The sequence below is a fragment of the Micromonospora sp. ATLC20 genome (assembly GCF_057196585.1).
On sequence record NZ_JBXUOV010000286.1, the window covers coordinates 1 to 4,457 of the forward strand.

Below are 4,457 nucleotides of genomic sequence, written 5' to 3' on the forward strand. Positions count from 1 at the left end.
GGCGGGAGCGGCGGACCCGAGCCCGGTCAGGACGGCGGTGACGCCTGCCGCGTGGGCGCGCTCGGCCGGGTGCCGGGCGGGCAGTGCGGCGGCCACCGCCGACACCTCGGCGGCGAGCGTCGCGTCCCCGGTCAGCGCGGCGGTACGCGCCAGCGCGTTCAGCAGCGGCCAGCCCTCACGCGGCAGGTCCGCCAGGTGCGCGTCGGCCAGGGCGGCGCGCGCCGCGCGTACCGCCTCGGGCTTGTCGTCGGCGGCGAGCGCCGCCTCCACGCGCAGCTCGTGCAGCGGCAGCCGGTGGTTGGGCCAGAGGTACGGGCGGCCGAGGAACGCCAGCGCCCGCCCGACGACCTCGTCCGCGCCCGGATGGGCGCGGGCGAGGTGGAGCCCGGCGCGCAGTTGCAGCCAGTGCAGCCCGGACACGCCGGGCGGGTCGATGCGGGCCGCCTCGGCACAGGTGGCGTCCGCCTCGTCCCAGCGGCCCAGCGCGATCAGTGCCTCGGCCCGGTTCGACAGCAGGTACGCCCCGATCGAGCGGCTGATGCCGACCCGGCGCGCCTCGCTCACCCCGGCCGCGGCTGCCTGTTCGGACTCGTCGTAGCGGCCCAGCTCGTAGAGCACGTCGGAGAGGAAGACGAGCGCGCTGACCAGGGCGCGGGAGTCACCGGCGGCGCGAGCCCGCGCCTCCGCCCGGCGCAGTTCGGCCAGGCCGAGATCGGGGGTGTCGTCGGTGCGGTGCAGCACCGCTATCCGGGTGGGCAGCAACGCCAGGTCGGCGCCGATCTCGGTCGCGCCCGCCACCGCCTCGGCGGCGACCGAGGCGGCCTCCCGAGGGTCGACCTTGATCAGGTGCGCGGCGATGTCGGCGAGCACGCCGAGCCGTTCCGGGCCGTGCGGCGCGCCCGCCGCCAGCCGGTACGCCTCGCGCAGCTCGGTCGCGCCGTCGCTCTTGCCGAGCAGCGCGAACAACCGGCCCCGATGGTCGAGCAGGCGCGCGGCGCGCAGCGGTTCGGCGTCGGAGTCGACCTCGGCCAGCGCCGCCCGGGTGAGCGTGAGCGCCCGGCTGAGGTCTCCGGCGGTCACCGCCGCGGTGAGCGTGTCCTCCAGCACCCGCAGGTGGTCCATGCCGAGCCGGTCGGCGGCGTCGGGCACCTGCTCCCAGAGTTCGAGAACGCGCTCCAGCAGCCGGCTCTGCTCGGCGTACGCGTACCGTTCGGCCGCCGCCTCGGCGGCGACCCGGGCGGCGGTGAGCGCCCGCGGGTGGTCGTGTGCCGCGTACCAGTGGTGGGCGATCTCGGCCGGCGCGCGACCGGCGGCGACGAGGTGCGGTTGAGCCTCGATCGCGGCGGCGTACCGGGCGTGCAGCCGCGCGTGTTCGCCGGGCAGCAGGTCGTCGTGCACGGCCTCGCGGACCAACGCGTGCCGGAACTCGTAGTCGCCGTCCGGGTCGGCCACCACGAGCTGCCCGGCGACGGCGGCGCGCAGCGCGTCCTCCAGTTCGGCCTCGGGCAGGCCGGCCACCTCGGCGAGCAGCTGGTGGGCGAAGCGGGTGCCGCCGGCGGCGGCGATCCGCAGCACCCGCTGGGCCGGCTCGGGCAACCGGTCGACGCGGGCCAGCAGCAGGTCGCGCAGCGTCTCCGGGATGGCCGCGCAGCCGACCGGGCCACCGGCGGCGGCCAGTTCCTCGATGAAGAACGGGTTGCCCTGGGTGCGTTCGTGCACCTCGTCGACGGTCCGGGCGATCTGTTCGATGCCGAGCAGGTCGGCCAGTACGGCGGCGGTGCCGTCGCGGTCGAGGCGGCCCAGCTCGATCCGGTCCACGCCGCGGACCCGGTCCAGCTCGGCGAGGAACGGCCGCAGCGGGTGCCCGCGGTGCAGCTCGTCGGTGCGGTACGTGCAGACGACCAGCAGGCGGGTGGCGCGGGCGGCCCGCACCAGGAAGCCGATCAGATCCCGGGTGGACCGGTCGGCCCAGTGCAGGTCCTCGATCACCAGCACCAGCGGGCGTTCCTCGGCGATCCGCCGGAACAGGTCGGCGACCAGGTCGAACAGATAGCCGCGCGGGGTGTCGGCGAGGGCCGGCCCGGCGGGCGCGGCGACGCCGGCGGGCATCCGGGCCAGCTCGGGCAGCAGCCGGGCGAACTCCGCCTCGTAGCCGGCGAAGGCGGCCGGCCCGTCGTGGCGCAGCACGTCGCGCAGCGCGGCGGCGAACGGGGCGAACGGCAGGCCGGCCTCGCCCAGCTCCAGGCACTGGCCGACGAGCAGGCGCGCGCCGGCGGCGTCCACCTGTGTGCCGAACTCCTCCAGCAGCCGGGTCTTGCCGACGCCTGCCTCACCGCCGACGAGCACCGTCGCCGGCTCGCCGGTCCGGGACCGGGCCAGCGCGTCGCCGAGCACGGCCAGCTCGGGCCGGCGGCCGACGAGGACGGTGCTGGCGGCGCGTACTGTCACGCCGTCGAGCATGCCACGGCCCTCCGACGCCCCGACCGGGCCGATCGGACCGCGGACGGCCGCCGGTCCGGCCGCCCCCGTGACGGCCGGACCGGCGATCTCTCCACGCCCCACGACATCGGCCGCGCCCACGAACCCGGCGACGGCCGCCGGTGCGGTCACCGGCGGGCGTCGGCGGGGCGGGCGTTGTGCCGGCGGCGGCTGAGCCACCCGCGCGGGTGCCGGCGTGGCAGCGACCGGGCGAGCCGGTCCTGGGCCGCGTCGGCCTGCAGCTCGGCGGCGTGGCTGCGGTGGATGCTGAGGATCAGGTCTGCGTCGTTGCCGAACATCTCGGATCTCCCTGTCGTGCGGTGTCTCCCTGTCGAGATCGACTCTCCGCGCGAAGGTGCCCCCGGGGCATGAGTACGCCGCCTGATCTTCGGCCGTCCGCCCTCCTTACCGGCGGGCCGATTCGGGCCGGCGCGGCGGTAAGGTACTCAGCCCTCGGCGCAGGAGGCGGCCACGGATCAACGTGATGCGCGCCGACCACTAGACTCTGCGCTATGGCAAAGCCCCAGGAGAAGGTCTCGTTCGGCCAGCGGCTGAAGCAGATCGGGATGGTGTTCCGGTTCACCGCCAAGCAGGACAAGTGGTTCGCGCCGCTGACCGCGGCGGCGGTGCTGATCCCGCTCGCGCTCACCGTGGTCGCGGTGATCGCCTGGGGCTGGATCTGGTTGCCGATCGGCATCCTGCTCGCCCTGCTGGCCGTGCTGATCGTGCTCAACCTGCGCTCGAACAAGGCGATGATGAACGCCGCCGAGGGGCAGCCGGGCGCGGCGGCGCAGATCATGGAGAGCATGCGCGGCGACTGGCGGGTCACCCCGGCGGTCAGCTCGACCACCCAGATGGACATGGTGCACCTGGTGGTGGGCCGGCAGGGCGTGATCCTGCTGGCCGAGGGCAACCCGCAGCGCGTCCGCGGACTGCTCGGCCAGGAGAAGCGCCGCCTGGCGAAGGTGATCGGCACCGCCCCGCTGCACGACTACGTGATCGGGCAGGGCGAGGGTGAGCTGCCGGTCCGCAAGCTGCGGATGACGCTGATGCGGCTGCCGCGTGCCCTCTCCCCGAAGGACGTCAACGCCCTCGACAAGCGGCTCAAGGCGCTCACCGCGCGGCCGCAGATGCCCAAGGGCGCGATCCCGAAGAACATGCGGCCCGCGCGCGGCGCGTTCCGGCAGACCCGGGGTCGCTGACCTCAGGCGTACGCGAGAAAGGAGCCGGTCCCGTGCGGGGCCGACTCCTTCGTCGTGCGGGTCAGCGGCGCGGGGCGTCGGTGACGACCGACCCGGCGAGCCGGTCGTGCAGGCCGCGCCGGTGCTCGTCCATCAGCAGCGCCGGCACCACGAGGGCCAGCAGGAAGCCGCGCAGCAGTCCGCGGAGCAGCCCGATCCGGCCGCCGTCGACCCAGGACACGCAGCGCAGCCGGGTCAGGAACATGCCGGGGGTCTGGGCGAACAGGCCGATGAAGAAGCCGTACTCCAGGATCAGCACCAGGACCGGCGGCCAGCCGTCGCGGACCGGGTCGGAGAACGCCCGGGCGACCATCAGGCACAGCACCCAGTCGATGATCAGGGCGCCGAAGCGGCGGCCGAGGCTGGGCGGGGTGAACGCGGGGTCGGTGGCGGGCGGCACCGGCGTGGCGGCGGTATCGGTCACAGCGGCCAGGGTAGCGCCGCCTCGACCCCTGACGAAAAATACGACATTCGGCATCAGAGTGTGCCGGGATGACGCTCCGCAAGCGACGTAACACGGCGGAAACAGACGAGACACGGCCGGGCAACCCCCCGGCCATAGCGTCGCCAGTAGCCAGCTACCGGAGTGGACCTGCCAGGAGGACGTGTGTTCGCCAATTCCGAGGAACTCCTGCGATACCTCGCCAACGAGGACGTGAAGTTCGTCGACGTACGTTTCTGTGACCTGCCCGGCGTGATGCAGCACTTCAACCTGCCGGTCGAGTCGTTCGACGACAG

4 protein-coding genes are annotated in these 4,457 nt (G+C 74.5%); 1 reads left to right on the forward strand and 3 read right to left on the reverse strand.

The genetic code is table 11. The features are described from left to right. Together AC2CHG_RS30110 and AC2CHG_RS30115 are read right to left on the reverse strand one after the other, a co-directional pair. A partial coding sequence (locus AC2CHG_RS30110; RefSeq protein WP_484526072.1) for an ATP-binding protein occupies positions 1-2,448 on the reverse strand: 2,448 nt, incomplete at its 3' end. A gap of 158 nt (positions 2,449-2,606) precedes the next feature. After that, positions 2,607-2,777 (reverse strand): hypothetical protein, encoded by a 171-nt coding sequence (locus tag AC2CHG_RS30115; protein ID WP_194801117.1) that lies wholly within the window; start codon positions 2,775-2,777, stop codon positions 2,607-2,609. 213 nt (positions 2,778-2,990) lie between these two features. Here AC2CHG_RS30115 and AC2CHG_RS30120 point away from each other — a divergent pair, with 213 nt between their 5' ends. After that, a complete protein-coding gene (locus AC2CHG_RS30120; protein ID WP_013287747.1) occupies positions 2,991-3,680 on the forward strand; it encodes a DUF4191 domain-containing protein in 690 nt (229 codons plus the stop codon). 61 nt (positions 3,681-3,741) lie between these two features. Here the strand turns inward: AC2CHG_RS30120 and AC2CHG_RS30125 are convergent, their stop codons facing one another. Beyond that, complete coding sequence (locus tag AC2CHG_RS30125; protein ID WP_484526073.1) at positions 3,742-4,197, reverse strand: RDD family protein; 456 nt, start codon at positions 4,195-4,197, stop codon at positions 3,742-3,744. Between the last annotated feature and the right edge of the window lie 260 nt (positions 4,198-4,457).

Excerpts from the sequence above, each read along its gene's own strand:
- AC2CHG_RS30115 (WP_194801117.1), bottom strand. The coding sequence starts at position 2,777 with ATGTTCGGCAACGACGCAGACCTGATCCTCAGCATCCACCGCAGCCAC.
- AC2CHG_RS30120 (WP_013287747.1), top strand. The coding sequence starts at position 2,991 with ATGGCAAAGCCCCAGGAGAAGGTCTCGTTCGGCCAGCGGCTGAAGCAG.
- AC2CHG_RS30125 (WP_484526073.1), bottom strand. The coding sequence starts at position 4,197 with ATGCCGAATGTCGTATTTTTCGTCAGGGGTCGAGGCGGCGCTACCCTG.